Annotated in this window: 23 protein-coding genes; 5 read left to right on the forward strand and 18 right to left on the reverse strand. The window is 58.4% G+C overall.

Going from position 1 to position 26129, the window contains the following annotated elements:
• Positions 1-87: 87 nt before the first annotated feature.
• From ACO07N_RS07495 to ACO07N_RS07520, 6 genes are all read right to left on the reverse strand, one after another.
• Positions 88-960: an isocitrate lyase/PEP mutase family protein gene (locus ACO07N_RS07495; RefSeq protein ID WP_421980421.1), complete on the reverse strand. Its 873-nt coding sequence runs from the start codon at positions 958-960 to the stop codon at positions 88-90.
• Positions 961-980: 20 nt separating this feature from the next.
• Entirely contained in the window at positions 981-2255 is a 1275-nt protein-coding gene (locus tag ACO07N_RS07500; RefSeq protein ID WP_421980422.1) for a TRAP transporter large permease, read from the reverse strand.
• A complete protein-coding gene (locus ACO07N_RS07505) occupies positions 2252-2746 on the reverse strand; it encodes a TRAP transporter small permease (RefSeq protein ID WP_421980423.1) in 495 nt (164 codons plus the stop codon). The genes ACO07N_RS07500 and ACO07N_RS07505 overlap by 4 nt, the downstream gene beginning before the upstream one ends.
• Positions 2747-2849: 103 nt before the next feature.
• The gene (gene dctP / locus ACO07N_RS07510; protein WP_421980424.1) at positions 2850-3842 is read right to left on the reverse strand and encodes a TRAP transporter substrate-binding protein DctP; all 993 of its coding nucleotides are present in this window, start codon (positions 3840-3842) and stop codon (positions 2850-2852) included.
• Positions 3843-4100: 258 nt separating this feature from the next.
• Complete coding sequence (locus ACO07N_RS07515; protein WP_306142332.1) at positions 4101-4331, reverse strand: hypothetical protein; 231 nt, start codon at positions 4329-4331, stop codon at positions 4101-4103.
• 343 nt (positions 4332-4674) lie between these two features.
• Positions 4675-6084 (reverse strand): tetratricopeptide repeat protein, encoded by a 1410-nt coding sequence (locus ACO07N_RS07520; RefSeq protein ID WP_421980425.1) that lies wholly within the window; start codon positions 6082-6084, stop codon positions 4675-4677.
• A 202-nt stretch (positions 6085-6286) separates the two neighbouring features.
• Here ACO07N_RS07520 and gntH point away from each other — a divergent pair, with 202 nt between their 5' ends.
• Together gntH and ACO07N_RS07530 are read left to right on the forward strand one after the other, a co-directional pair.
• Entirely contained in the window at positions 6287-7894 is a 1608-nt protein-coding gene (gene gntH, locus ACO07N_RS07525; RefSeq protein WP_421980426.1) for a guanitoxin biosynthesis MBL fold metallo-hydrolase GntH, read from the forward strand.
• 4 nt (positions 7895-7898) lie between these two features.
• On the forward strand, positions 7899-8897 hold the full coding sequence (locus ACO07N_RS07530) for a CobW family GTP-binding protein (RefSeq protein ID WP_421980427.1): 999 nt from the start codon (positions 7899-7901) through the stop codon (positions 8895-8897).
• Between the two features lie 62 nt (positions 8898-8959).
• Here the strand turns inward: ACO07N_RS07530 and ACO07N_RS07535 are convergent, their stop codons facing one another.
• From ACO07N_RS07535 to ACO07N_RS07545, 3 genes are all read right to left on the reverse strand, one after another.
• Positions 8960-9736 carry a DUF6065 family protein gene (locus ACO07N_RS07535; protein ID WP_421980428.1) on the reverse strand — a complete coding sequence of 259 codons (777 nt, stop codon included), beginning with the start codon at positions 9734-9736 and terminating at the stop codon, positions 8960-8962.
• 156 nt (positions 9737-9892) lie between these two features.
• Positions 9893-10033, reverse strand: a complete 141-nt coding sequence (locus ACO07N_RS07540; RefSeq protein ID WP_421980429.1) for a hypothetical protein — start codon at positions 10031-10033, stop codon at positions 9893-9895.
• Positions 10034-10537: 504 nt separating this feature from the next.
• Positions 10538-11206 carry a YggS family pyridoxal phosphate-dependent enzyme gene (locus ACO07N_RS07545; RefSeq protein WP_421980430.1) on the reverse strand — a complete coding sequence of 223 codons (669 nt, stop codon included), beginning with the start codon at positions 11204-11206 and terminating at the stop codon, positions 10538-10540.
• Positions 11207-11465: 259 nt separating this feature from the next.
• Between ACO07N_RS07545 and leuS the strand changes: the two genes are divergently transcribed.
• From leuS to holA, 3 genes are read left to right on the forward strand one after another with little or no spacing between them, the layout of a single operon-like run.
• Positions 11466-14087 (forward strand): leucine--tRNA ligase, encoded by a 2622-nt coding sequence (leuS, locus tag ACO07N_RS07550; RefSeq protein ID WP_421980431.1) that lies wholly within the window; start codon positions 11466-11468, stop codon positions 14085-14087.
• Positions 14074-14652, forward strand: a complete 579-nt coding sequence (locus ACO07N_RS07555; RefSeq protein ID WP_421980432.1) for a hypothetical protein — start codon at positions 14074-14076, stop codon at positions 14650-14652. The genes leuS and ACO07N_RS07555 overlap by 14 nt, the downstream gene beginning before the upstream one ends.
• Before the next feature lie 24 nt (positions 14653-14676).
• Positions 14677-15717, forward strand: a complete 1041-nt coding sequence (holA, locus tag ACO07N_RS07560; protein ID WP_421980433.1) for a DNA polymerase III subunit delta — start codon at positions 14677-14679, stop codon at positions 15715-15717.
• Positions 15718-15793: 76 nt separating this feature from the next.
• On the opposite strand, the gene ACO07N_RS07565 is transcribed toward holA, so the two are convergent.
• The 9 genes from ACO07N_RS07565 to hemE form a co-directional block, all read right to left on the reverse strand.
• Positions 15794-16699 carry a ParB/RepB/Spo0J family partition protein gene (locus ACO07N_RS07565; RefSeq protein ID WP_421980434.1) on the reverse strand — a complete coding sequence of 302 codons (906 nt, stop codon included), beginning with the start codon at positions 16697-16699 and terminating at the stop codon, positions 15794-15796.
• A gap of 102 nt (positions 16700-16801) precedes the next feature.
• The gene (locus tag ACO07N_RS07570; RefSeq protein WP_421980435.1) at positions 16802-17626 is read right to left on the reverse strand and encodes a ParA family protein; all 825 of its coding nucleotides are present in this window, start codon (positions 17624-17626) and stop codon (positions 16802-16804) included.
• A 19-nt stretch (positions 17627-17645) separates the two neighbouring features.
• Positions 17646-18302, reverse strand: a complete 657-nt coding sequence (gene rsmG, locus ACO07N_RS07575) for a 16S rRNA (guanine(527)-N(7))-methyltransferase RsmG (protein WP_421980436.1) — start codon at positions 18300-18302, stop codon at positions 17646-17648.
• Positions 18302-20188, reverse strand: a complete 1887-nt coding sequence (mnmG, locus tag ACO07N_RS07580; RefSeq protein WP_421980437.1) for a tRNA uridine-5-carboxymethylaminomethyl(34) synthesis enzyme MnmG — start codon at positions 20186-20188, stop codon at positions 18302-18304. The genes rsmG and mnmG overlap by 1 nt, the downstream gene beginning before the upstream one ends.
• 292 nt (positions 20189-20480) lie before the next feature.
• Positions 20481-21830: a tRNA uridine-5-carboxymethylaminomethyl(34) synthesis GTPase MnmE gene (gene mnmE, locus ACO07N_RS07585; RefSeq protein WP_421980438.1), complete on the reverse strand. Its 1350-nt coding sequence runs from the start codon at positions 21828-21830 to the stop codon at positions 20481-20483.
• Positions 21831-22299: 469 nt separating this feature from the next.
• Positions 22300-22881 (reverse strand): GNAT family N-acetyltransferase, encoded by a 582-nt coding sequence (locus ACO07N_RS07590; RefSeq protein ID WP_421980439.1) that lies wholly within the window; start codon positions 22879-22881, stop codon positions 22300-22302.
• A 110-nt stretch (positions 22882-22991) separates the two neighbouring features.
• Complete coding sequence (gene rho, locus ACO07N_RS07595; protein ID WP_152499163.1) at positions 22992-24257, reverse strand: transcription termination factor Rho; 1266 nt, start codon at positions 24255-24257, stop codon at positions 22992-22994.
• A 283-nt stretch (positions 24258-24540) separates the two neighbouring features.
• Positions 24541-24969: a protoporphyrinogen oxidase HemJ gene (gene hemJ, locus ACO07N_RS07600; protein WP_421980440.1), complete on the reverse strand. Its 429-nt coding sequence runs from the start codon at positions 24967-24969 to the stop codon at positions 24541-24543.
• A gap of 3 nt (positions 24970-24972) precedes the next feature.
• Complete coding sequence (hemE, locus tag ACO07N_RS07605) at positions 24973-26001, reverse strand: uroporphyrinogen decarboxylase (RefSeq protein WP_421980441.1); 1029 nt, start codon at positions 25999-26001, stop codon at positions 24973-24975.
• Positions 26002-26129: the final 128 nt, after the last annotated feature.

The following is a 26129-nucleotide window of genomic DNA, read 5'->3' on the forward strand; positions in this document are numbered from 1 at the left end:
CGGTCACTCATATGGAGTTCGCGGGTCTATGCCTTAACGAGTGGCAAGAGTCAAGTTTTGCGCCGCGTGCCGGGACGGCGGATCGCGTCAATCCCGTTTCGAGGTCTCGTAGCGCGACGAGGTTTCGTAGTAGTCGTTGAAGCCGATGCGGTCCCTGAGTTCGGTGAAATCCATCATCAGGGGCGTTCGGTCGGTATCCGTTTTCAGCCTCGAAAGGGTTTCCGTCATGGCCTGCATCGCGCTCGCCATGAGCGTCAGCGGATAGGCGGCGATCGCGAACCCGATATCCGCAAGCTCCTTGTGAGACAGTTCGGGTGTCTCCCCGCCTTCGACGATATTCGCCATTTTCGGCCCCGGCAGCTCCCGGCAGACCGTCTCCATTTCGGCGACGGTTTTCGGGGCTTCGACGAAGAGGATGTCGGCTCCCAGCTCCTTGAACCGCGCGGCGCGTTCGATGGCTTCACTCAAGCCGTGCTCGTGGCGCGCATCCGTGCGCGCCAGGATGAGGATATCCGCGCCGTCTTCCCTGGCGTCGTTGGCTGCCCGGATGCGGTCGAAGGCCTCATCGCGCGAAACGACGGCTTTTCCAGGTGTGTGGCCGCAGCGTTTGGGAGACAGCTGGTCTTCGATCATGATGGCGGCGGCCCCCGCCTTGGCGAACCCGGCAACCGTCCGGCGCACATTCATGGCGTTGCCGTATCCCGTATCGCCGTCGGCGATGACCGGGAAATCGACCGCATGGGTGATGTTGCCGACATGATCGAGAACCTCGCCATAAGACATCAGCCCGAGATCCGGCTGTCCGATCCGGGACGCTGACGCGGCAAAGCCCGACATGAAGGTGAGGTCGAAATCCGCCTGCTCGATCAGCTTCGCCGACAGCGCATCGAAGCAGCAGGGCATGACATGCAATCTGTCCGTTGCAAGCAGGTGTCTGAGTTTGTCGGCCTGGGACGGCATTCTGACCTCGTGAAGGCAATTCAGAGTTTGAACGGAATATAAAGCGCAAGATCGGTCCACATATAGAGGATCACGACGGAGAGCAACATGAGCGCGAGAAACGGCAGCACCCCGCGCGACACGTCGGAAAGACTGGATTTCGCCACCGACTGGATCACGTAGAGATTGAGCCCCACCGGCGGCGTGATCAGGGCGCACTCCACCATCACCACCATGTAGACACCGAACCAGATCGGGTCGAAACCGAGCGCCATGGCTGCCGGCAGCAGGACCGGCGTCATGATCAGCACCATGGAGAGCGCCTCGAACACAAGCCCCATGATCAGGAGAACCACCGAGACGACAAGGATGAATGCCAGCGGTGTGTCGATGTTCTGACCGATGAACATCGAGATTTCCTGAGGGATCCGGTAAAGCGTGATCGCCTTTCCGAACACTTTCGCTCCGGCAACGATCAGAAGGATCGCGACCGTCGTGACCATGGAATCATAGGCGGCTTCCTTGAACCCCTGCCATGTCAGCGTCCTCAGAACGAGACCGGTGATCACGAGCGCAACCGCAAAACCGATGGCGGCCGCCTCCGTCGGCGTGGCGATCCCGGTATAGATGACCCCGATGACGAACGCTGCCAGCACCACCGAAGGCAGGGCCCGGAGCGAACTCCAGAACCGCTCTTCCGCGCTCGCCGCCGTTTCGGCCGTGTGCCCGCCGAACCATCGCGCGTGGATCATCGCGAAGGCAATGAAGAAAACCACAAGGAGAATGCCGGGGCCAATCCCGGCGAGAAACAGCGAAATGACCGACTGCTCGGTGACGAAGCCGTAGACGATCATCGGGATTGACGGCGGGATCAGGATCCCGAGCGTGCCGCCGGCGGCGAGCAGACCATAGACGAAGCGCCGCTCATAACCGCGGCTGATCATTTCCGGGATCGCCACCGTTCCGATCGTTGCGGCCGTCGCGACGGAAGAGCCGGAAATGGCGGCAAAAATCCCGCAGGAAATGATCGTTGCGACGGCGAGACCTCCGGGCCAGTGGCCGACCCAGGCATGCACGGCGGCAAAAAGGTCCTTTCCGACCCCGCCCTTCAGGAGGATGTTCGACATCAGCAGGAAAAGCGGCACGGCGAGAAGGATGAACCCGTCCAGCGTGGAAAGGATCGCCTGCGGCGCCATCAACGGCGAGAACCCGCCGAAAAGCAGCAGGGCCAGCCCGAGGCCTCCCAGCGTGAAGGCGACCGGCACCCGAATGAGCAGAAGCGCGAACAGCGCAATCAGGATCAGCACCGTGGTCATGAGGCGTGTCCGCCCTGCGGCGCGGCGCCTGCGACCGCCTTGCCAAGTTCGATCACCGCCTGGATGAACAGCAGCGCGAAGCCGACCGGAATGGCAAGTTCCGAGACCCATGTCGGCAGATCCAGCATCGATCCGGTGGTCCGGCCGCGTTCGAAGGAATCGTAGAAGATGCCGCCCCCCTTCCAGGCGACAACCGCACTGAACAAAGCGATGGCGGTCATGGCCAGGACACGGCAGACCCGCTGGGCCACTGCGCCGAGCCGCTCAGTCACTGCGTCGACCGCGATGTGCTGATTGGTTTTCAGCAGCCAGGGCATCCCGATCATGCTGCCCCAGATAAGACACAGCTGGGAGAGTTCCGCCGCCCAGATCGTCGGCGCGACGAACAGGTAGCGGGCGCTGACCTCATAGGTCAGCATGCACCCGGCGAGAATGAACAGGAACGCTGCGGTTCCCGCAAGCATCCGCAGGACAGCGTGGAACGCTTTCATGGCTTGAAATGCAATCTTTGCTTTCGGGAAGGGTCAGGCGGAATTCGGAATGTCGCGGCCACACCGCCTCGCGAGAAGACGGCGTGGCCGAACCCGGTTGATTTTAAAGGCCCTTTGCCGCGTCCATCACGGTTTGGCCCAGCGCGCCCGCCTTTTCGGAATACGTGTCATAGACCGGCTGGCTGACGGCCTTCCACGCCGCGATCTCGTCCGCTGTCGGCCTGTAGACGGTCATGCCGTTTTCCTCGGCCGCGGCATAGGCCGCCGCCTCGATTTCGGCCATGCGGTTGCGCACATCGTTCTCGGCCTTGAGCGCTGCCGCCTGGATCACGGCCTTCTGCTCTTCCGGCAGCCCGTTCCAGAAATCGGTGTTTACGACGACAATGAATTCGATATCCGCGTGGTTGGTCACGGAGATCGTGTCCATCACCTCCCAGAGCTTTCTCGATTTGACGCCGGAAACGCCGGTCATGCCGATATCGACCGTGCCGCGCTGGTAGGCAAGATACTGTTCGGAACCGGAAATCAGCGTCGGCGCACCGCCGGCTGACGTCACGAAGTCGCCGAGTGTCTTGCCGAACACGCGGACCTTCTTGCCCTTCATGTCTTCCGGCGTCTTCAGCGGTCCGCCCTGGGACAGCATGATCGCACCGCCATAGGCCTGCCACCACAAAACGGTCGATCCGGTGTCCTTGATGGCCTCGTCGAGCGGCGCACGCACGGGCGATCCCGGCGCGACCGCGGCCCGCACCTTGTCTTCCGTGTCGAACAGGAACGGCTGGTAGAAGATATCGACGGCGGGGATGTCGCCGACATAGCGCGTGAGGGAGGCGACGCCCATCTCGATCGCGCCGGATCCGACCGCCGCAGGAACTTCCTTGTCTTTGTAGAGCTGCGCCGAATCATAGATTTCAACGGCGATGTCGCCATTCGCGTTCTTTTCAACCTCTTCCTTGAACAGGAGAAGGTTCTGGCCGAGGTGGCTCTTCAGCGGCAACTGCAGGGAAATACGCAACGTCGTGTCTGCCGCAAAGGCAGCACCGGTCGAAAGGCCAAGCGCAACGGCTGCGCCAAGGGCCCAGGCAAGTGATTTCATGATGTCCTCCCATTCTTATGCGCGCAGTCTTGCAAACGACCCGATGGAGGTCAACAAGGCAACACACGGGAAGGGATGACGAAAACTCACCAATGGATTGAGCTGGACCGGCCCGGATCACCGGACAAACGGAAGACCGCCTACAACGGCCTGCAGAATGACGAAAACCACTGCCGGTGTGACCGTACCGGCAGTGGTCTTTATCAGGCAACCCCGCTGCAAGTGCAGCTTACGGGGGGAGGATCGCCCGAAGCCGGATTACGGCTGAACCGCTGCGAATTCAGCCGGATCGAGCAGGTTGTCCTGATTCGCATCCGCAGCCTTGAAAACGTCTTCCGACATATCCGGAACGACTGCCGTGACTTCATCGAAGCTCACGAAACCGTCCTGGTTGCTGTCGATTGTCTCAAATGACACGCCCTGTGCAAGCGCTGCTGTAGAGGCCGTGAAGGCACCGATGAGAAGAGCAGCGGTAAGACGTTTGGACATGTTTAAACCTCCAAGTGTTGGTTCTCGCCGGATTGCCCGTCCCCTGTCTTGGGGAAGTCGGTGCATCCGGCTTGTGTTCCGTCCATCCGCCAGGCCCCTGCGACCTGCCGAACCGGAACAGGAAGAACTCTGATCCGCGATCACGACCGGCAAAGGGCTGCTCTTGGGAACATTCGCGGCATTGTTGTGGCCGGGAAGCGTATTCAGCCATAGGTCAGTCATATTGAAGACAACATTCAAAGTTTTCGGCAAGAACTTGGCTTCTAACAAGAAATAAACTATCGAATAATATTTACAATTTCGAATAAAAATACTTTGTTTTTGTGTAGTTGATCAAGCGCCGCTATGACTTGCCGTCATCGCGGACACCGATACCGGCGCGTTCATAGCCGTTTTTTTCCAGCCTGGAGTAGATGTCAGCCGCATAGTCCTTTTGGGCAAACATCTTGTCGAGTACGAACGGAACCGGAAAATCCGGCCAGGTTTTGCGCAAGTCACGTACTGCGTTGGCCGCGGCTCTTGTGTTGCCAAGGTGGTCATGCGCTGCAGCGAGAAAAATGAGCGAGGGAGCTGAGACCGGCGCTCCGGCTGCCGGAGCAGTCTCGAAGGCATCAATCACAGTGTCGTAGTTTCCCAGCATGTAATTCGCCACACCCCAGATGTTCGGTGCGCCAAACCGCCCTTCTCCAAGACGCAGGCGCTCCGGATCGGACGCCTTTGCGGCCCGAGCCCCATCTCCAGCCATTATCGCAACGACCCCGTCTATATCGAGAATATATCCATCATCGGGCATCAGACCGACGGCAATGTTCGCATGTTTGCGGGCTGTCTCGTTTCCACCGGACATGCTTGCGATCCATGCCGTTGCTCCGTGCGCACGCGCGTTGGTCGGCCCGAGTTCCCTGGCCTTGGATGCCAGCGAGGCTGCCTGCTGCATCAGGTCGGTGCTCTGCATATCGTCCTTGGCAAGGAAGGCCAGTGTGGCAAGGGCCTGAGCCTTGCCGGCATACCCATCGGGCAAACTCGGGTCTAGCGCAATTGCGCGGTCAAAGAGACTTATCGCGAGACGTTGGCGCTCCGCGTCGAACACGGGAAAAAGCAGTCCACGCGCCTGCGCTGCCAGGTTCATCGACTGTACCGACACCGGGGACTTTTCCATCAGAGCGGAGCGCACGGCGACCTGCGGATCCGTAACCGGCGCTGGGACGACCGGCGAAACCGCGCTCTGCTGGAACAGAAAGACGCCACCTGCGACCAGCGCAACGACAACACCCGCGACTGTCGCAAATCTCAATGGAGGTGCTGAGCGCACGAACACGGAGGTTGTGTTCTCCGTAACAGACGTGGCTTCTTTTCCGGCGTTGGCGGCCGCGTTGGTATCCTCGCGCAGTTCGAACCGGGGAACATAGGTTCCCGCATCAACGTGGATACGAATGTTCTCATCTCGGCCGCTGCCTTCGTAGAACTGATCCAGAACGCGTCTCAGGCGGCGCGCTTCCACGCGCACGATGTTGTCCGACGCATTGCGTCCGTCAAGCGCACGGCCATACACATCGGCTGCAATGGTCTTGCCCCTGATCTGGTCGCCCCGTCCGGCCAACCGCTCTTCGACGATGTAGCTCAAGATCTGTTTCAGACGCGGTGAGGACGCGAGCTCTTCACTTGAGATGACCGCGTGGAGCGCATCGCGAACAGCCTTCGGATCGCAATCGGCCGATTGCTCAGATCCTGTGCTTTTGCCCTTCGCTGGCATTGCCGTCTCACCCACGTTTCACGGTGAGTCACTTGGCCCGGAGCCGGGGCCGAATTCTACTCAGCGTGTTGCCGATCAGCGTAGCGCAACGGAGCACATCGTCAATGAAGTTCGTCCACCGAGACCTGCCTGAGCAGGCGACAGCGATAAAAAAACGCCTTCAGACAGATGTGCACCTGACGGAGGCTTGTAAAGACTACGAATGTCTGTGTTCGCGACTTGCATGTGGCACCATCGACAGCACGGAAGCCTCCCAGATCAACGAAATACTTGTGGAGCTGCGCGCGGAGATCCTCCGCCGGGTTTCACGGCCCCAGAGACCGGAGGAAAGGTTCACGAAATGAGTGATCACACCAACAACGACCACCGCAAAACCGACAATGAGACGGAAGAGAACCAGGTTGAAAATCCGAGCAGGCGCAGTGTCCTGAAAGGGATGGCAACCGGTGCGGCGGTAACCGGTGCGGCAACGGTCGCCTCTGAAGGAGCACAGGCCCACTCGGGCGATGGACCGCTGGGGGAGGCTCTCAAAAACCCCTATGGCGGCCGCCCGGCAGGTGGCATTTCGCTTCCAGAGTACTTCCGACCGACAAAATACATGACTGGTTCCAATGCCAATTACTTTCCCTTGTCCGAAGAACTCGGCCCGGACGAAATGCGCATATCCTTTTGCGGGTCCACGCCCTACCCGCCGAGAGAAGACCAAGCCGGAACATGCATCATGGTCGAGCTTGGAAATGGCAAGAGGTTCTTTTTCGACTTTGGCTCCGGATGCGTACGCAACATTATTGGCATGCAGGTTCCCGGCCAGCTGATTAACGACATTTTCATTACGCACCTTCATGTCGACCACTACGCCGACATTCCTTACATCTATCCCTTCCGCGCCTGGTCCGGCGGCTATACGCCTTTGCGTATTCACGGACCCTCCGGCCGCACGCCCGAACTTGGCACCCAGGGCATGGTCAACGGCATGCAGCAGATGATGAAATGGCACCTCGAAGCCTTCGATGTGTTTCCGATCGGCGACGGATATGAAATCGAGGTCAATGAGTTCGACTATCGCGAGGAAGGCGGCATTGTTTATGATCAGGACGGCGTTGTCATTCGGAGCTGGCCACGCAGCCACGCAAAGGATGGTGCCGTCGGCTACCGCCTCGACTGGAATGGCCTGAGTTTCGTTTGGACCGGCGACGGCCGCCCGGACGAACTTTCACGCAAGTACGGTGAAGGCGTCGATGTGTTCGTTACAGAAATGTCCGGCCAGGACATCGGTCAGCTCATGACGTACAAGTATGGTCTGCCGCAGGAACTCTTCAACTACACCATCGATACACACCACACATCGCATTACGCGGTCGGAAAACTCTTCGCCGACACGCGCCCGCGCCTGGGCATGGTGACGCACTATACCCAGGATGAAGATATCGATGCAGAAATGCTGGCCGGCATCCGCGCCCACTATGATGGCTTGTTCCAATGGGGGCTGGATGTCGCGGTCGTCAATGTTACCAAGGAAGCTATCTGGTACCGGAAGGCTACACTTCCCGGAAAGTCAGGGACAGTTCCGCCGTTCCGCGAACTTGCAGCAGCTGAAGAAGCTGGACGTATTTCGCTGCCCGACGAAGTCGTACTGCCTGAACCTCGCTCGTCTAGGGCCGAGCAACAGGATCAGAAATACCGCGACATGGAGATCGATCCCAAGGAATACTATCCGGCAGATGTTTTCCGTGAGCCCGGAACCCAATGGCCGTCTGGTTTTTCAATCAATGTCGATGACGTTATCCCCAACCGGAAGAAACCGGAGTAGGGCCATGATCGAGTTTGGAGAAAAATCTGCGGTGCCGGTGACAATCCTGACCGGCTTCCTGGGGTCCGGAAAGACGACCCTGCTCAACCGGATCCTGACAGGCCATCATGGACTGCGCGTTGCCGTCCTCGTGAACGATTTCGGATCCATTAACATCGATGCCGACCTAGTCGTCGGCATCGAGGACGATGTCATGAGCCTTGCCAACGGGTGCGTGTGCTGCTCCATCAGGGATGACCTGATTGAAACTGTCGAACAGGTTCTGGCGCGAGACGAGAGACCGGAATACATCATCCTGGAGGCCAGCGGCGTCTCGGACCCGTCCTCGATCGCTATGACATTCACGGATCAGAAGTTTCGCAACCTGATCCGCCTGGACAGCATCGTATGTCTGGTCGACGCGGAACAGATTTTTGCTGCTCCGGAACAGATGGAACTGAAGCTCCGTCAAATCGCATTCTCGGACATGGTCATCCTGAACAAGGTCGACCTGGTCGACAGTGAAACAGTGGCCGAAGTTCATAAGTGGCTCGGTTCGCGCTTCAAACGCTACCGGCTCGTGGAAGCGGTCAACGCGCAAGTCCCGCTCGATATTCTTCTGTCGGTCGGGCGGTTCGCGGAGAGCCAGCTTAAAGATGCGGATCACCATGTTCATGGACCGGGGTGCGGATGTCCTGAGCACCAAAACGAGGACATCGAAGAACACCCGCACGCGGCGCAGTTTGCAACCACGATGGTGCGATCGGACAGACCGCTGCGATTGTCAGCCCTCAAAAGCGCCGTCAAACAATTGCCGGGGGGTGTTTACCGGATGAAGGGATTTGTCTTCAGCGAAGAAGATCCCGATCATCGCATTATTGTCCAGGTCGTGGGCAAGCGGATCGACATCGCCCGGGACGAGGCGTGGGGGGCGCGACAACCGGAAAGCCGTTTGGTGGCGATTGGCGCGCCGGGCAGCGTTAGCGAGGACACTTTACGGTCCATGATTGTTGAGGCTGCATAAGTCAGTGTCTGTTCCGAAAAATTCACTTGTGCCTGGAAACGTCCGGTAACGCGCAGAAGCAATCAGGCAGACACGAAATCTGTTGCGTGAGCTGCCCTGGATGACTCTTCCTTGTCCCTCTGGTCTCGTTTGCGCCGCGCAACCGCATACCGTCCGCGCGGATGCGGTTCGCTGTGCACAGTGTCGGTGAAACGATCCCAGGGGAACATGGCCGCCACGCTCTCGGCCTGCTCGATATAGGCCACCCGTTTTTGGTCTTGCTTGTAAAGCTGTCGCGGGACGAGTTGTATTTGTGCAAGCGGCACGTTGAAGGGCAGTCGAATCTCGCGGCCGGTTTCCGTAATGCGGATGTTCACGAAAATCGGGCATGGATTGAACTCGTCGGTCTCGACAATGCCTTCGTATACCTGGAAAGGTCCGCGCGGGACATTGGCGGGTGCACGCACCAGGACACTCCATCCCGGCGCAGTTTCAACAAAGTGACCGGTAAATATCTGGAGGGTGCCAGGCAACGGAATGGGCCTGAGGAACGCCGGGAAATGGCGCTTGAGAGTGCCCGGTGCGAGGTTTTCCCATTCCTTCTTGAAGCCGTCATTCAGGTACTCACTCTTCACAAGTACCCATTCGCCATCAAGATACGCATAGACGATATCCTCGCTGACCGTCAGCGTCAGCGTTCTGGGCGGATAGACATACCAACCAAACGAAGAGGCGGTGCGCATGGCCTCGCAATAGCGAAACGCATCCGTGGGCATGCTGCCATAGGCAGACGGATCGGCAGGTATGATGGCCGGAACCTTTTCGAATATCTTGTAAAACGTGATCAGAGGTTCGGACATTTGGATCTCACATAAATAGGGGGCACTCGTGTCGGAGGCACGCGGCAAGACTTTGAAAAGCGGCCCTGCCGCGCGCATTCCGGTCCGCAGTCCAAAACGCCGACACGGCCGTGGCGCGTATTTGATTGCGCCGCACGGCCGTTCGACTATCGCGGATCAGAAACAGTCCCGCATGATCCTGCGTCCGGCTGGCGTTTGCACCACGCGCGGCATCAGATTGTAGGACGCACCGACGGCGGTTGGTGCCGCCTCTCGAACCGTCGGCATTTTTTTGATTGTGTTTGCTTCCTTTTTCACCGGCTTCTCCTTCGGGTGACGGGCCCGTCGAACGAATTCGACACGGGCCAGCAAAAGTTTCAGAAATCGATTGGGCTGATGCACACGCCTCTCCCGGTATTGGTAACCTCGGAAACAGGCTTGAATCCCGTCCGTATTGTCTCGGAAATTCTCGATGCGCGGCAGCTGCTGAGTGTCAGCAATTCCAACCCGTCGGGCATGCCAGGGCCTGCGACGTGCCAATTATATCGGGCACCTCCAAGATTAATCCTGAGACGGCTATAGCTATTGCCAAGATACCAAGAATATAAACAGCATTCTTTTTTATAATTATTCATCGTCCTCCCAATTCGTTTGCTTCAGTCTGCAGGCAATTTGAATGCTGACGGTTTTTATTTGGGAGGGTAAGTTTAATAATACAAATTAACGTTTCTTAATCGATCTTCGCGCTTCGAGAAGGCCCACTCTTTCGGAAAAATCTCACACGAATTCACTGGCAACAGGAAGTCCAGGATTGAGAAACCCTCAACCGCGCGCGCCGAAGATCGCCGAACCGACGCGGACGTAGGTTGCGCCGAAGCCGATAGCCACTCCGTAGTCGGAGGACATGCCCATGGAGAGCTGCTCAAGGCCGGCGCGTTTCGCCAGCTTTTCCAGGAGCGCGAAATGTTCGCCCGGCGCTTCGTCGATCGGCGGGATGCACATCAGCCCGATAATATTCAGTCCGATCGTATCACGGCACTCGGTGAGGAACGCCTCGACATCCTTTGGGGGTATGCCGGCTTTTTGTGGTTCTTCACCCGTGTTCACCTGAATGAAGCAGGGAAGGTTTTTGCCCTGCCGGTCCATTTCCGACTTGAGGGCCTTGGCGATTTTCGGGCGGTCGACAGTGTGAATGACATCAAATGTCGCCACGGCCTCGCGGGCCTTGTTGGACTGAAGCGGACCGATCAGATGCAGCTCGATATCGGAATAGGCTTCGCGCAATCCGGGCCACTTGCCCATGGCTTCCTGAACGCGGTTCTCGCCGAAGACGCGCTGACCGGCTTCCAGCACAGGCAAAATATCTTCGGCGGCAAATGTCTTGGAAACGGCGATCAGCCGGACCGCGTTTTCCGGTCTGCCGTATTCCGTCTCCGCGCCGCGAATGTCGGACTGAACCTGTGAAAGACGATCTGTGGCGGAGGACATCATTTTTCCCTGTGCAACCGGATTGGCGGACCACCCACTCTTAAGCCCTGAACGGCGCTCGCCTCAAGTGCCGGTTTGACACATTCTTGCGCCGAAGCGGCCAGCGATCGCTTTACGAATGCGGCATTGCGAAATAAACAGGCTTCACAGGGCTCTTTTTTGAGTCACATGTTGACCCGGGGCCGGATATCTGGTGACAGTCCGGCAATCGATCTTTCAGGAATTCCGCCGGATCCGGCGGCAAGAACAAACGGCACAATTGATGGCAACGGAACGGTACAACGCGCGCGAAGTGGAAGCGCGCTGGCAGAAGGTCTGGAACGACAAGGACGTTTTCGTCACCCACAACGACGATCCCCGCGAAAAATACTATGTCCTTGAGATGTTCCCCTACCCGTCCGGCCGCATTCACATGGGTCACGTCCGCAACTACGCGATGGGCGATGTCGTTGCCCGCTACAAGCGTGCGAAAGGCTTCAACGTTCTCCATCCGATGGGCTGGGACGCGTTCGGCATGCCGGCTGAAAACGCAGCCATGCAGAACAAGGTTCACCCAAAGGACTGGACCTACGAAAACATCGCCGCCATGCGCGAACAGCTCAAGATCATGGGCCTGTCCCTCGACTGGAGCCGTGAGTTCGCGACCTGCGATGTTGCCTATTACACGCAGCAGCAGCGCCTGTTCCTGAGATTTCTCGAGGCCGGGCTGGTCTACCGCAAGAATGCGAAAGTGAACTGGGACCCGGTCGACATGACCGTCCTGGCGAACGAGCAGGTGATCGACGGGCGCGGCTGGCGGTCCGGCGCGCTGGTTGAGCAGCGCGAATTGACCCAGTGGTTCTTCAAGATCTCCGACTTTTCCGAAGACCTGCTGGACGCGATCGAAACGCTCGACCGCTGGCCCGACAAGGTGCGCCTGATGCAGAAGAACTGGATCGGGCGGTCGGAGGGTTTGCGCGTCCGTTTTGAATTCACCAGCCCTGCCCCCACCGGCGACACGTCACTGGAAATCTTCACGACCCGTCCGGACACCCTGTTCGGCGCATCCTTCATGGGCCTGTCTCCCGATCATCCGATCTCGGCGAAACTCTCTGAGGACAATCCCGAGTTGAAGGCGTTCATCGACGAATGCAAGCGGGTCGGAACATCGGAAGAAGCCATCGAAAAGGCCGAGAAAAAGGGCATCGATACGGGCCTGCGCGTCCGCCATCCGCTCGACAGCACGCTGGAACTGCCGGTCTATGTCGCCAACTTCATCCTAATGGACTACGGCACCGGCGCGATCTTCGCCTGCCCGGCGCATGACCAGCGCGACCTCGATTTCGCCCGTAAATACGGGCTGCCGGTCAAGCCGGTCGTGCTGCCGAAGGACGCCGACCCGGCCACCTTCGAAATCGGCACGGAGGCCTTTACCGAAGACGGCACCATCTTCAATTCGGATTTCATGAATGGCATGTCCATTCCCGACGCCAAGGAAGCGATCGCGCAGAAGCTGGAATCGATCACCGTTGACGGTGCCCCGCAGGGCGAACGCCAGATCAACTACCGCCTGCGCGACTGGGGCATATCGCGCCAACGCTATTGGGGATGTCCGATCCCGGTCATTCACTGCGACACGTGCGGCGTTGTTCCCGAAAACGACGGAAACCTGCCGGTCCAGCTGCCGGACGACATCAATTTCGACAAGCCCGGCAATCCGCTCGACCGGCATCCGACCTGGCGTGAGACCACCTGCCCGAAATGCGGCAAGCCGGCGACGCGCGAAACCGACACGATGGACACTTTCGTCGATTCCTCCTGGTACTTCGCCCGCTTCACGGCCCCGGACTGCGATCAGCCTACGGACCCGGAGGCGGCAAATGGCTGGTTGCCGGTCGATCAGTATATCGGCGGCATCGAACATGCGATCCTGCACCTGCTCTATTCGCGGTTCTTCACACGCGCGATGCAGAAGGTTGGTGCACTCGACCTGAAGGAACCGTTCAAGGGACTGTTCACGCAGGGCATGGTTACGCATGAAACCTACCGGCTGGGAGAAGGCGCAAACGGCGCCTGGATCTCGCCGGCGGAAATCCGGATCGAGGATGTTGACGGAAAACGGCGCGCCACGCTGCTGGATACGGGCGAGGAAGTCGCGATCGGCTCGATCGAGAAGATGTCGAAGTCGAAACGAAACACCGTCGATCCGACCGATATCATCGACACTTACGGCGCCGATACCGCGCGCTGGTTCATGCTGTCCGACAGCCCACCCGAGCGCGACGTGATCTGGACGGAAGACGGCGTTCAGGGTGCCTGGCGCTTCGTACAGCGGGTGTGGCGTCTGATCGGCGAGATTTCCGACAGGTGCGAGCCGCGAAACGGCGCAGCGCCCGAGGTCTCGGGCAAGGCGCTCGAGCTGCGCCGTGCCAGCCACAAGACGCTTCACGCGGTTTCCGGCGACCTGGAAGCGCTTGGCTTCAACAGGGCGGTCGCGCGTCTGTATGAACTGGTCAACACGATCAGCAAGACGATCAGCGACGGCATTGCCGACAACCAGACGGAATACGCCGTGCGGGAAGCAGCCGACTATCTCGTTCAGATGATGGCGCCGATGATGCCGCACCTTGCCGAGGAGTGCTGGTCCGCCCTCGGACACGACAATCTCATTTCGGAAACCAGGTGGCCCGTCGCCGACCCCGCCCTGTTAGCGGAAGATTCAGTTACTTATCCTATTCAGATCAACGGAAAACGCCGGGGCGAGCTGGAAATTGCAAAAGAGGCTTCCAAAGAGGAGGTCGAAGCAGCTACCTTGGCGCTGGACTTCGTTCGCAAGGCGTTGAACGGAAATCAGCCGAAGAAACTTATCGTGGTGCCGCAAAGGATTGTGAATGTCGTTGTTTAGCAGCATCTTCAAGGGGGAGTTCCTCCTTCGGCGGGTCGCTCTTTTCAGCGCCTTTGCGGCAGCGATAGTTCTGAGCGGGTGCCAGATCCGCCCGCTCTACGGCACCAGCACCACGGGTGATTTCGGTGCACAGTCTTCCACGGTCGCGGCTGAATTGGCCGCCATCGACCTTGATTCGATCTCTGCCCAGTTCGCCCAGGAAGAGGCAACGAGGGTTCTTTACAACGAACTCACGTTCAAGCTGGAACGCGGCGCAGGTTCGGCCGGAAAGAAGTACCGGCTTGAGGTTCTGGTGGATGTGAACACGGCGGCAGTCGCGATCGAACAGTTCGCGGACGTGCCCTCGGCGTTCACGATCACCATGAATTCCACATTCGTGATGAGCGACATCCAGACGGACGAAACCCTCACGACCGGGCGCACGTTCCGGTCAGCCTCCTTTGACTTCTCGGACCAGCGTTTTGCCAACCAGCGCGCGCTCCGCGATGCCCAGGAACGGGTTGCCAAGGCCGTCGCCGACGACATCGCCACCCGCCTGGCCGGCTATTTCGCCAGCCAATCCTGAGTTTCCCGCTGAAAGTCCGCGGCAGTGACAGTCCTGAAAGCAGCCGAAACGGACCGATTTGTTGCGAACCCGCCTGATGGCGGTGCACTGGTGCTCGTATTCGGACCGGACACCGGTCTTGTCTCCGAGCGCGCCACGCGCCTCGCCGCGAAGGCGTCGGAAGGCGAAAGCGATCCTTTCAACCTGGTGAAAATCGACGCCGCCGAGATTGCCGGTGACCCGAACCGGCTGATCGACGAGGTGCTCACGATACCGCTGTTCGGAGGCCGCAGGATCGTCTGGGTCAAGGATGCAAGCGGCAAGAACCTGGTACCCGCCGTCGAACCCGTCCTGAAGCTGGACGATCTGCAGACATTCGTCATCCTGGAGGCCGGTGACATCAAGAAGGGTGCGGGCCTCAGGAAGCTGATCGAACCCAGCAAGCGGGCCTTCGCGATCCCGTGCTACGCGGACAATGACCGCGGCATCGACCAACTCATCGACGAGGAAACCCGGGAAGCCGGCCTCACCATAACCCGCGAAGCGCGCGCACTGCTGCACGGGTTGCTAGGTGGCGACCGGATGGCCAGCCGCGGAGAACTCAAGAAACTCTGCCTGTTTGCACTCGGCAAGGGCCGTATCGAGAGCGAGGACATTGAAGCCATCATCGGCGATGCCTCCGAATTCGAGATGTCCGAACTTATCGACGCCGCCGGCACCGGCGACATCGCCACCCTGGACCACGGTCTCCAGCGGCTCTCCGATGCCGGGTCAAAGGCCTCGATCATCGCGAACCAGGCCCTCAAGCACTTTCAGAATTTGCATCGGATGCGAATCGACATTGATAAGGGCAAGAGTGTTCAGGCCGTGATCGACCAGCAGCGCCCGCCGGTGTTCTTCAGCCGCAAACCCGGGATGTCGCGGCAACTGCAGATCTGGTCATTGTCCGATCTGGAGCGCGCAATGGAAATCCTCGCCGAGGCAACGAAAATCTCACGCCTCAACGATCCGCTCGGCGTGCCAGTCCTCTCCGAGGCCCTTCTGACCCTGGGAAGGGTCGCAAGAGCCCGCGGACAGCGGCGCTGAACAAGAGGCTGAAAGACCCAAATGAACAGGGCTGATCCGGTTTGCGGATGATACTTTTCTTTTTACTATCAGTAGCTTAGCGCGTCTCGACGCCCAGCTTCCTGCACAATTCATCGAGTTGCTCGAGCGAGGTATATTTGATCTTGAGATCACCGGATTCCTTGCCGGGCTTGTGCCCGACAACCACCTTAAGACCCAGCGTATCGGTTAGCCGCTTTTCCAGCGCCTTGGTATCGGCATCCTTCTGCGATTTCTCCACAGCAGCCTTGCCGCCCTTGAGCTTGGCAAGCGCGTCCGGATCCTGGGAAATCTTCTCCGCGTCGCGGACCGTCAGGCCCTTCTCGACAATCAGTTCTGCAAGCGCCGCGGGATCTTCAACCGTAATGAGCGCACGGGCATGCCCTGCCGTCAGCAGGCCTTCCGCAAGGTAGTCCTTGACCGAATTCGGCAGTTTCAGAAGACGCATGGTATTGGCAACGTGGCTCCGACTCTTGCCAATGACCTTGGCCAACTCGCCCTGGCTGTACTCGAATTCGGCCGTGAGCTGATCGTAACCCATTGCTTCTTCGATCGGGTTCAGGTCCGCGCGTTGCACATTCTCGATGATCGCGAGTTCCAGTGCCTCCTGGTCGGTCACGTCGCGGATGATGATCGGCGCTTCGTGAAGGCCAACCCGCTGCGCTGCGCGCCAGCGCCGCTCCCCTGCAATGATTTCAAACCGGTTGACCTTGCCGGCCGCCGGACGCACGAGGATCGGTTGAACGATACCTTTCGCCTTGAGAGACTCTGCCAGATCGGCAAGATCCTTTTCGGTGAAGGTCTTGCGCGGGTTGCGTGGATTGGGTTCAAGATGCTCGATCGGAACACGTCTGCTGTCCCTGATGACCTTTTCAGGCGGAGCCGCCGCTTCCGGGGCTGAATCTCCGATCAAGGCAGCCAACCCTCGGCCCAAACGCTTGTTCTTGCCGTCTTTCTCAGCCATGATCCACCTTTTTCTTCTTATAATTCAATAAGTTATTTTGCTATCGCAGCAGTGCTCTTCGGCGGTTGGTCCCTTCGGTTCGGTTCCGAATCCAACCAGGACCTATGCCGCAACCCGCCGCAATTGCCGTTCCCGCTGAATGATCTCCGATGCCAGGCGAAGATAGGCCTGGCTGCCCGCACATTTCAGATCGTATAGCAGCGCCGGTTTGCCGTAGGACGGCGCTTCGGAAACCCGGACGTTCCTCGGGATAATCGTTTCGTAAACCGCGTCGCCCATGGTCTCGCGCACATCGGCGACGACCTGGCTGGAGAGGTTGTTCCGGCTGTCATACATGGTCAGGACAATGCCGTGGATGCTCAACTCGGCATTCAGCGCACCCTTTACCTGTTCCACAGTGCTCAACAACTGGCTGAGACCTTCGAGGGCGAAAAACTCGCACTGGAGCGGAACCAGGATGGAATGCGATGCCGACAGGGCGTTGATCGTCAGAAGATTGAGCGACGGCGGACAGTCGATCAGGACATAGGTGAACCCGACTTCCTGGAACAGCCGCGAGTGTGTCAGATGCTCGATGGCGTTGCGCAGGCGAAACGCCCGGTCGCTGGTCGAGGCGATCTCCAGCTCCAGCCCGAGCAGGTCCATGGTCGACGGCGCAACCCACAGCCGTTGAACGGCCGTTTCACGAACCGCCTCGGCCATGGAGCAATCCCCGCTGAGGATTTCATAGGTCGAAAGACCGCGGTCGCGGTGCTCGATACCCAAACCGGTCGAAGCATTGCCCTGGGGGTCAAGGTCGATGACGAGGACCTTTTCGCCGATCGCGGCCAGTGCTGTACCCAGATTGATCGCGGTTGTGGTTTTGCCAACGCCGCCCTTCTGGTTCGCAAGCGCAAGAACGCGCGGTTTCTCGGGAAGCATGCTCATTGCCACCCACCTTCCTTGGCTATTCGGACCGGGCTGATATATCAGAGAAAAGAAGCATCCGGCTCGTGGGATCTACAACACTCATCTTTTCTACCAGATCGAAGTTCCAAGAGTCAGCGGCTTCATCAACTTCTCTTTGAAAATCCTGACCTTTGTGGAAAACAGCCTTCGCGCCGCCATCTGTGAAGGGCTTTGCCAGTTGAAAAAGAAGATCCAGGGAAGCCAGGGCGCGTGCCGAAACCGCATCTACTGGCCCGTGTGACCATTCTTTCGCAACCGATTCGATCCGGCCCGGATGAACGGTTCCTTTCGAGCCCGTCTCACGCAATGCCGTGCGCAGGAATGCCGCCTTGCGCTGATTGCTCTCGATCAGATGAACATGGGACTCTGGCATGTCGGCAAGAAGAATTGCCGTCACGATGCCGGGAAAGCCTCCCCCGCTGCCGATATCCACCCAGGTTGCGGCCTCTGGATAAGTCCACTGTGTCTGCAGGCTGTCGACCACGTGACGCATCCAGATATCGGGGATCGTCGACGGTGCAACAAGATTTTGTGCCGGCTGCCACTTCAAGACGAGATCGACAAAGACCTGGAGCCTGTCCAACGTTTCACGTGAAACATCCCCAAACTTGTAAACAACTTTTCCAGTGTCTTTCAACACGATGGCGCGGCCCATCAGGCCGCTCCGCGCTGGCTCTGCCGCTTGAGATGCGACAGAATGAGTGTCAGCGCTGCCGGCGTAATTCCGTCCATGCGGGACGCCTGACCCAGCGTTGCCGGGCGTATGTCGACCAGCTTCTGTTTGACTTCGTTGGACAGACCCACAATCGCTTCGTAGTCGAAACCATCGGGGATTTTCAACGCTTCATCGCGCTTCAACGCGTCGATATCCGCCAACTGCCTGTCGAGATAAACGGCATAAAGCGCATCCGTCGCGACCTGCTCCGTCACGGCGGGATCAAGCTCTAACAGTTCAGGCCAGACCTTCGTCAGCATCTCGTAGGTCACGTTCGGATAGGACAGGAGATCGAATGCAGAGCGGCGAATACCGTCCTGATTCACCGGAAGTCCTTTCTTCTGCGCTTCCGACGGTGTTACGGACAGCGTTTTCAAAAGATCCCGCGCCGCCGATATGCGGGCCATCTTCGCCGAAAAAGCGGTGCTCCGGTGCTCCGAAACAACACCGCGTTCAATACCGAGCGGAGTCAGCCTCTGGTCGGCATTGTCCGCGCGCAGCGACAACCGGTATTCGGCTCTTGATGTAAACATCCGATAGGGTTCGGTGATGCCGCGCGTCACGAGATCATCAATCATGACACCGATATAGCCTTGCGACCGGTCCACGACGAAAGGCTCTTTCCCGGCCGATTTGAATGCCGCGTTAAGGCCGGCGATCAGCCCCTGCGCACCCGCCTCCTCGTAACCGGTCGTCCCGTTGATCTGTCCAGCCAGGTAGAGACCTTCGCACCGCTTCGCCTCAAGGGTCGGGCGGAGTTCCCGCGGGTCCACATGATCATATTCGATCGCATACCCGGGCTGGATGACTTCGACATCCTCCAGACCGGGTATCGTTTTCAAAAAAGCGAGCTGCACGTCTTCCGGAAGCGAGGTTGAAATCCCGTTCGGATAGACCGTGTGATCATCCAGGCCTTCGGGTTCCAGGAAAACCTGGTGCCCGTCGCGTTCGCCAAAGCGCACGATCTTGTCTTCGATCGAGGGACAATAGCGCGGTCCACGGCCCTTGATCTCGCCCGAATACATGGCCGAACGAGAGAGATTGTCCTGTATGATCTTGTGGGTCTCTGGAGTCGTTCGCGTGATGTGGCAAGGGATCTGCGGTGTTTCGATCTTGTCCGTGAGCGTGGAAAACGGCACGGGCTCATCGTCTCCCGGCTGCTCGTCCAGCCTGTCCCAGTGGATCGTCCGGCCATCGAGGCGCGCCGGCGTCCCGGTCTTCAGCCGTCCGAGTTCGAAGCCGATTTCTTCCAGGGAAACCGACAGACCCATGGCCGGGGCTTCTCCGGAACGGCCCGCAGCAATCTTCTTGTCTCCGATATGGATGAGTCCCCTCAGGAAGGTGCCGCTGGTCAGAACGACGGCGTCGCACGCCACGATGCGTCCGTCAGCAAGAACCAGGCCCGCAACGCTCTTCTTCGCACCTTCGCTGCGGAAGCGGATCCGGTCGGCCTCGCCTTCGACAATGGTCAAGCCGTCCACCGCCGCTATTTCCCGCTGCATCGCTTCGCGGTAAAGCTTCCGGTCCGCTTGCGCACGAGGCCCGCGCACCGCCGGACCCTTGCGGCGATTGAGCATTCTGAACTGGATACCACCCTGATCTGCGACCCGGCCCATCAGGCCATCCAGAGCATCTATCTCGCGGACGAGATGCCCCTTCCCCAATCCGCCGATTGCCGGATTGCAGGACATCACGCCAATGGTTTCGAACTTATGCGTGACAAGCGCGGTCCTGGCACCGGCCCGCGCCGACGCAGATGCGGCTTCACATCCGGCGTGGCCGCCGCCAATAACAACAACGTCGAAGATCAGGTCCTGGTCGCTCATCGTTTCACCGTGCACACAGGTCTCTTGAAAGCACCCGGTAACTTTTCAACTTTTCAGGGGTCTATTGCCGGCATCCTGTCCGGCTTGAAGCCGCTCATGGCAGCCAGTCTCAGCGGTTCTTATAGAGCGGGAGACTATCAGGGTCAAAGCCGAAATCGATGCCGCAAACATCCAGGCGAAACCAGCGCCTGACAGATCAGGAGAAGTTCGGCAGATGACGCTTACAATGATTCACGTGAAACATGTTCCGGAACAGAACCGAACCAGCGATTCGCTTGATTCACGTGAAACATCACTTGCCGATACAGAAGTCTCGAAAAATCACATCAAGGAGGTCTTCGACATCAATGCGGCCGGTAATGCGCCCGAGCGCGTCTGCCGCCCTTCGCAAGTCCTCGGCCCGCAATTCGGATGGCAGGTGCGTCGACTCGACAGCCGGTGCCAGGCCCTTCAGGCACTCGGACAGATAGACACGGTGCCTTTCGCGCGTCGCCAGCGGAGCCTCTCCGAACGAAATCGTTTCTTCTGCAAAATTAGCAAGGGCCTCAAACAGGGATCGCGTTCCCGCTTCGTTTTGGTTGGAACAGGAGATTTGCTTGATTGTTCCGGAAGAGTCTTGTTTCGGAAGAGTCTCAAGATCGGCCTTGGTATGAACCACCCAATGTGGAACGCCGTCCCGCAATTCAGCCGGCAATCCTGCCACCGGATCATCGGCACCGATGCCACCCGGCTCCACCGCCCACAAGACAAGATCCGCCTCTTGCGCCCGCGCCTTTGCCCTTCGGATACCTTCCTTTTCGATGCGTCCGTCCGTGTCACGGATCCCTGCCGTGTCGACAAGCGTCAGCGGATACCCGCCCAGGTCCAGGTGAACTTCGATAGCATCCCGCGTTGTTCCGGCTTCTTCCGTCACGATCGCCACATCCCGGCCGGCGATGGCGTTCAGCAAGCTGGATTTGCCGGCGTTCGGCGCTCCCATGAGAACCACCTGAAGGCCCGATCGCAACCGTTCGCCACTTCTGGATCTTTGCAGATGCGCCGAAATCTCGTCATGCAGCGCCGCCGCATCAGACCAGACCTCATCCGCCACACTGCCCGGTACATCCTCTTCATCGGCGAAATCGAAGTCGGCCTCGATCATCGCACGCATGTGAATGAGCCGTTTGCGCCAGTCCTCGTAGAGCTTGCCCAGGGCACCGCCCATCTGCCGCACTGCCTGCTTCCGCTGGATCTCCGTTTCTGCAGCAATGAGATCCGCCAAACCTTCGACCTCTGTTAGGTCCATTCGTCCGTGGTCGAAAGCCCGCCTGGTGAACTCGCCCGGCTCCGCAGGACGCGTGTTTTCGAACGAACCCAGGACCTCCAGCAGCTTTCCGACAACCGCCCGGCCCCCGTGGCATTGCAGCTCCGCGACATCTTCGCCGGTGAAACTGCGAGGTCCCTTGAAGAAAAGGATCAGGCCTTCGTCCAGCACCTCCCCGAGCTCCGGGTGCCTTATCTTCGACAACACGGCCAGGCGCTCACGCGGCACACGCCCGCACAGGGCCGTAATGATCTTGCTTGTCTGTGGACCAGACAGGCGGACAACGGCCACCCCTGAAGGCACGGCTCCACTGGAAAGAGCAAAGATCGTTGAAGCCATGTTTTCTTACCAGCCAGCTGTCAAAAGGAAAACGGAACGGAGAATGCGCGCGTGCGCCTCTGTAGCAAACCGGCATTCGATCGCAAAGAGCTTTGGATGGCATCACGGGAAAGCATGGGGTTTGATTGTCCCAGAGCAAGGTGGACATCAGATCCGGAGCACGTCGCCGCACCGTTCCGCAAGCGAATCGGGGCGGAATGCGTTCTAACCCGGATTCACGTGAAACATGACGTGGATGTTTCACGTGAATCAATCGGATATCCAAACCTTGGTCTGGAGTGCAGCTCAAACCCGAAATGCGGGCTGTCGTCGCGACCGCCGGACCTGTTACGATGCGCCCTCCACCAATTTCGCCCATCTGTGTCTTATACCGACCTAAGCACGATCGGATCGGTTCGATGCCGAATCGACATGGCACGGCGGATTCACGTGAAACACCCACAAGCGAAACGGTGTTTCACGTGAATCGTCACACTACGCCGTTCTCCCGCTTATCCCAGTCGGACCTGCTCAGACGGTAGAGAACATGGAGCGCGACCGGGTGATCTTCAGGCAAGGACGGGTGAAGAAAGTCCCCTTCGGGGTCACGGCGCATACCGATCCGCTGCATCACCCTCTGCGACGGTTCGTTCGCGGGGATCGTGAAGGCAACAATTTCGTCAAGTCCAACGGTTTCAAAACCGAATCGAAGCCAGGCATTCGCCGCCTCGCTTGCATAACCCTTCCCCCAGGACGACTGTTTCAAACGCCATCCGATCTCCACACATGGCTCGAATGGAAGCGGTGCAGCATAGGTCGGCGTATTCAAACCGACGAAACCAAGGAACTCACCTGTCGACTTGACCTCGACAGGAGCCATGCAGAACCCGTCCTTTTCCTGTTTCTCGATACATCTGGAAACAAGCTGCTCGGTCTTTTCCCGGGTCATAACATCTGGAAAATAACGCATCACCACCGGATCAGCGCACATCTCCGCAAACGGGGCAATGTCCTTGTCCTGCCACGTCCGTAGAAAGAGGCGCTCCGTTTCCATGAGGATGTTTTCATTCATCAGATCGGTTCCGATTCAAAATGCATTGGTGCGTCGGGAAGGTCTTAACAAAAAGTAAAGGCGCAAACCCTGCGGTTCGCGCCTCCTGCAAGTGCAGCGATCCCTCCGGATCACGTATTCATGCTGTCGAAGAATTCGTCGTTGGACTTTGTCTGCTTCAGCTTGTCGAGAAGGAATTCGATCGCGTCGACGGTCCCCATCGGATTGAGAATACGGCGCAGAACAAATGTCTTTTTGAGACGCTCGTGCGGAACAAGCAGTTCTTCCTTCCGCGTTCCGGAACGCTGGATATCGATGGACGGATAAACGCGCTTGTCCGAGATCTTGCGATCAAGGATGATTTCTGAGTTACCCGTGCCCTTGAATTCCTCGAAGATGACTTCGTCCATACGGCTGCCCGTATCGATGAGCGCCGTCGCGATGATCGTGAGCGACCCCCCCTCTTCGATGTTACGCGCCGCGCCGAAGAACCGCTTCGGCCGTTGCAGGGCATTCGCGTCGACACCGCCGGTCAGGACCTTGCCGGAAGAAGGTACCACCGTGTTGTAGGCCCGGCCCAGACGGGTAATCGAGTCAAGCAGGATCACAACATCGCGGCCGTGCTCGGTAAGGCGCTTGGCCTTCTCGATGACCATTTCCGCCACCTGCACGTGACGCGATGCCGGCTCGTCGAATGTCGAGGAGACAACTTCGCCGTTCACGGTGCGCTGCATGTCCGTCACTTCTTCCGGACGTTCGTCGATGAGAAGAACGATCAGATAGCATTCCGGATGGTTGTTGGTAATCGACTTGGCGATGTTCTGCAGAAAGACGGTCTTACCGGTCCGCGGCGGTGCAGTGATAAGCGCGCGCTGACCTTTTCCGAGGGGTGCCACGAGATCGATGACCCGAGACGACAGGTCCTTGATCGTCGGATCCTCGATCTCCATGCGGAAACGTTCGTCGGGATAAAGAGGCGTCAGGTTGTCGAAATGAACCTTGTGCCTTGCTTTTTCCGGATCCTCGAAGTTGATCGTGTTGACCTTGAGGAGAGCAAAATACCGCTCCCCTTCCTTCGGGCTTCGGATCTGGCCCTCGACAGTGTCGCCTGTCCGGAGCGAGAAGCGTCTTATCTGTGACGGCGAAACATAAATGTCATCCGGGCCGGGCAGGTAGTTCGCATCGGGAGATCTCAGAAAGCCGAAGCCGTCCTGCAGGACTTCAACGACGCCTTCACCGATGATCTCGACATCCTGGGCGGCCAGATTTTTCAAAATAGCGAACATCAGCTCCTGCTTGCGCATGGTGCTGGCGTTTTCGACTTCGAGCTCTTCGGCAAATTGCAGCAGCTCGGTCGGTGTTTTTTCTTTTAGATCTTTGAGTTTCATTTCCCGCATCGAGTTGGGGTCTGGGTTGTTATTGAGATTTCATTTGGAAGGTCGGTCTGTGCCGGAGATGATGGGTCGGCCAGACAGTATCTGAGAGACGTCTAGATGTATCCAGATTGTTCGGCGAAGCGTTACAGCTTGAAACTACATGCGCCGATTTGAAGTGGCGCGAAGATAATGTGTTTTTGGTCAAACCGCAAGACCGGAAATCTGCCGATTTTTCAGGCTTCGCCCGGACTCGATCAGCCAAAAAATGGGCAGCTGATTTTCAGCAGCTACCCGTAAGGTCACGTCAAAAGGGTTTGACGATGACCAGTATGACGATCACAACCATCAGAACGGTCGGAACCTCATTCAAAATCCGGTAGAAGCGCTGCGATCGTGTATTGCGATCCGCCGCAAACGCCTTCACGCACCGGCTGAGATATCCGTGCACGCCGGACATGATCAGCACAAGTGTAAGCTTGGCATGAAACCACCCGTCCTGCCACGCGGACAATTCGTAGGCTGCCCACAATCCGAATATCCAGGCGGCAATCATCGATGGATTGATGATCGCCTTCAAAAGACGCCGTTCCATGACCTTGAAGGTTTCGGACTGGACCGAGCCAATTTCCGCGTCGGCGTGGTAGACGAACAGCCGCGGCAGGTACAGCATTCCGGCCATCCACGCGATGATCGAGATGACGTGGAGCGACTTGACCCACAAAAACAGATCCATGGATCAGCCCTTCCGCACCTGTTCGACCATTTTCGCGACATTTTCCGGATTCGCGTCCGGGGTAACACCATGACCGAGATTGAAGACCAGTGGTCCCTGGTTGAAGGTGCGGAGAATATGCGCGATGCCCTCTTCAAGAGCCGGCCCGCCGGCGACAAGCCGCATCGGATCTAGGTTCCCCTGGATAGGAAGTTTCCGCTGAATTTCCAGCGCCAGCTGATCCGGAGCCGTCCAGTCGAAACCGACCGCATCCACACCGGTGCCTTCGACGAAGGACAGCACCCGGGCCGAAGAGGCTTTGGGAAAGCCGATGATCTTCGCATCCGGCCGCTGAGCGCGGACACCTTCGACGATCCGTCGTGTCGGTTCGATGGACCAGCGTTTGAAACCGGCCTCGTCCAGAACCCCCGCCCAGGTATCGAATATTTGAACGGCGTCCGCACCCGCATCCAGCTGCCGCACAAGGTACCGGATCGAGGCGGTCACCAGCTGGTCGACAAAACGCTGCATCAGGTCCGGATCGCGATAGGCGCCAACACGGGCCGCAACCTGATCCTGCGTGGTGTGACCTGCCACCGAATAGCACGCAACGGTCCAGGGAGCGCCGCAGAAGCCCAGGAGGGTGGTTTCCGCAGGAAGTTCCGCACGAAGCCGGCCGACCGTCTCTATGACCGGTTTGAGATGATCCTCGGCGCGTTCCTGTTCAAGACGATCTATGAGATCGGAGGACAGCGGTTCAAGTACGGGACCACGGCCTTCTTCAAAACGAACCGGATAACCGATTGCGTCCGGCACGACGAAAATGTCGGAAAAGAGAATGCTTGCATCAAAACCGTAACGGCGGATCGGCTGGAGCGTGACCTCTGTTGCCAGGTCCGGGTTGTAGCAGAAATCCAGAAAGTTCCGAGCCTTGGCTCTGACTTCCCGGTATTCGGGAAGATAGCGTCCCGCCTGGCGCATCATCCATATGGGAGGCGGCCAGATCTTCTCTCCTGAGAGAACCCGCATCACGGCTCTGTCTTGAGATTTCATAAGGCTGTACCTTTCCCACATTTCAAACCAAACAAGATTCTATATTTGAATCTGTTTTTTCTTATTGTCAGTGGATTACCGGGATCAATTTCTATCCACAATGCGTTTGCACAAATTTCCGTGCGGGA

The sequence above is a fragment of the Roseibium sp. genome, from assembly GCF_965229775.1.
Classification (GTDB): domain Bacteria; phylum Pseudomonadota; class Alphaproteobacteria; order Rhizobiales; family Stappiaceae; genus Roseibium.

Bases quoted from the DNA above. Each gene is read 5' to 3' on its own strand.
- ACO07N_RS07495 (WP_421980421.1), bottom strand. From the start codon at position 960: ATGCCGTCCCAGGCCGACAAACTCAGACACCTGCTTGCAACGGACAGA.
- ACO07N_RS07500 (WP_421980422.1), bottom strand. From the start codon at position 2,255: ATGACCACGGTGCTGATCCTGATTGCGCTGTTCGCGCTTCTGCTCATT.
- ACO07N_RS07505 (WP_421980423.1), bottom strand. From the start codon at position 2,746: ATGAAAGCGTTCCACGCTGTCCTGCGGATGCTTGCGGGAACCGCAGCG.
- dctP (WP_421980424.1), bottom strand. From the start codon at position 3,842: ATGAAATCACTTGCCTGGGCCCTTGGCGCAGCCGTTGCGCTTGGCCTT.
- ACO07N_RS07515 (WP_306142332.1), bottom strand. From the start codon at position 4,331: ATGTCCAAACGTCTTACCGCTGCTCTTCTCATCGGTGCCTTCACGGCC.
- ACO07N_RS07520 (WP_421980425.1), bottom strand. From the start codon at position 6,084: ATGCCAGCGAAGGGCAAAAGCACAGGATCTGAGCAATCGGCCGATTGC.
- gntH (WP_421980426.1), top strand. From the start codon at position 6,287: ATGTCTGTGTTCGCGACTTGCATGTGGCACCATCGACAGCACGGAAGC.
- ACO07N_RS07530 (WP_421980427.1), top strand. From the start codon at position 7,899: ATGATCGAGTTTGGAGAAAAATCTGCGGTGCCGGTGACAATCCTGACC.
- ACO07N_RS07535 (WP_421980428.1), bottom strand. From the start codon at position 9,736: ATGTCCGAACCTCTGATCACGTTTTACAAGATATTCGAAAAGGTTCCG.
- ACO07N_RS07545 (WP_421980430.1), bottom strand. From the start codon at position 11,206: ATGATGTCCTCCGCCACAGATCGTCTTTCACAGGTTCAGTCCGACATT.
- leuS (WP_421980431.1), top strand. From the start codon at position 11,466: ATGGCAACGGAACGGTACAACGCGCGCGAAGTGGAAGCGCGCTGGCAG.
- ACO07N_RS07555 (WP_421980432.1), top strand. From the start codon at position 14,074: ATGTCGTTGTTTAGCAGCATCTTCAAGGGGGAGTTCCTCCTTCGGCGG.
- ACO07N_RS07565 (WP_421980434.1), bottom strand. From the start codon at position 16,699: ATGGCTGAGAAAGACGGCAAGAACAAGCGTTTGGGCCGAGGGTTGGCT.
- ACO07N_RS07570 (WP_421980435.1), bottom strand. From the start codon at position 17,626: ATGAGCATGCTTCCCGAGAAACCGCGCGTTCTTGCGCTTGCGAACCAG.
- rsmG (WP_421980436.1), bottom strand. From the start codon at position 18,302: ATGGGCCGCGCCATCGTGTTGAAAGACACTGGAAAAGTTGTTTACAAG.
- mnmG (WP_421980437.1), bottom strand. From the start codon at position 20,188: ATGAGCGACCAGGACCTGATCTTCGACGTTGTTGTTATTGGCGGCGGC.
- mnmE (WP_421980438.1), bottom strand. From the start codon at position 21,830: ATGGCTTCAACGATCTTTGCTCTTTCCAGTGGAGCCGTGCCTTCAGGG.
- ACO07N_RS07590 (WP_421980439.1), bottom strand. From the start codon at position 22,881: ATGAATGAAAACATCCTCATGGAAACGGAGCGCCTCTTTCTACGGACG.
- rho (WP_152499163.1), bottom strand. From the start codon at position 24,257: ATGCGGGAAATGAAACTCAAAGATCTAAAAGAAAAAACACCGACCGAG.
- hemJ (WP_421980440.1), bottom strand. From the start codon at position 24,969: ATGGATCTGTTTTTGTGGGTCAAGTCGCTCCACGTCATCTCGATCATC.
- hemE (WP_421980441.1), bottom strand. From the start codon at position 26,001: ATGAAATCTCAAGACAGAGCCGTGATGCGGGTTCTCTCAGGAGAGAAG.